The organism is Mesorhizobium sp. M7A.F.Ca.CA.004.04.2.1, assembly GCF_004022825.1.
Lineage (GTDB): Bacteria > Pseudomonadota > Alphaproteobacteria > Rhizobiales > Rhizobiaceae > Mesorhizobium.
Genome location: NZ_RZPH01001670.1, coordinates 1 through 622, shown reverse-complemented (window position 1 = coordinate 622; position 622 = coordinate 1). Strand labels below are relative to the sequence as shown.

The window sequence follows — 622 nt, the reverse complement described above, 5'->3', positions numbered from 1 at the left end:
GGATGGAATCGCAACGGAATTTTAGATCCAAAGGAGTTGAACAAATGGACGCAGAAGCAGCAAAGTACATCGGCGCCGGCATCGCTTGCCTGGGCATGGGTGGTGCGGGCATTGGCCTCGGCAACATCTTCGGCAGCTACCTCGCGGGCGCACTGCGCAACCCGTCGGCTGCCGATGGCCAGTTCGGCCGCCTGATCTTCGGTTTCGCCGTGACCGAAGCTCTGGGCATCTTCTCGCTTCTCATCGCGCTTCTGGCCCTGTTCGGCTGAGCACTCGGGAAGATTGGACAGGCCGGCCGCGCGAGCGGCGGGCCTGAATTTCGGGGATAGTCCATGTTCGTGACATCTGCCTTTGCGCAAGAGTCCGCGCCATCAGCCGATACCAGCCACGCTGCTACGGAAGGCGACACGCATTCCAGCACCGGTGTGCCTGCTGAAGCGCATGGCACGTTTCCGCCATTCGATCCGGCGACGTTCCCGTCGCAGCTTCTGTGGCTGGCGATCACCTTCGGGCTGTTCTATCTCTTCCTGAAGCGGGTTGTGATGCCGCGCGTCGGCGGCATCATCGATGTCCGCAACGATCGCATCACGCAGGATCTCGATCAGGCGGCCAAGTTGAAGGG

1 protein-coding gene and 1 pseudogene are annotated in these 622 nt (G+C 61.6%); both read left to right on the top strand.

Annotated elements, in window-relative coordinates:
* Positions 1-44 precede the first annotated feature (44 nt).
* Entirely contained in the window at positions 45-269 is a 225-nt protein-coding gene (locus EN893_RS36885; RefSeq protein WP_006206606.1) for a F0F1 ATP synthase subunit C, read from the top strand.
* Positions 270-332: 63 nt separating this feature from the next.
* Positions 333-622 (top strand): annotated as a pseudogene (locus EN893_RS36880) (ATP F0F1 synthase subunit B); the annotation flags it as partial.

Excerpts from the sequence above, each read along its gene's own strand:
- EN893_RS36885 (WP_006206606.1), top strand. The coding sequence starts at position 45 with ATGGACGCAGAAGCAGCAAAGTACATCGGCGCCGGCATCGCTTGCCTG.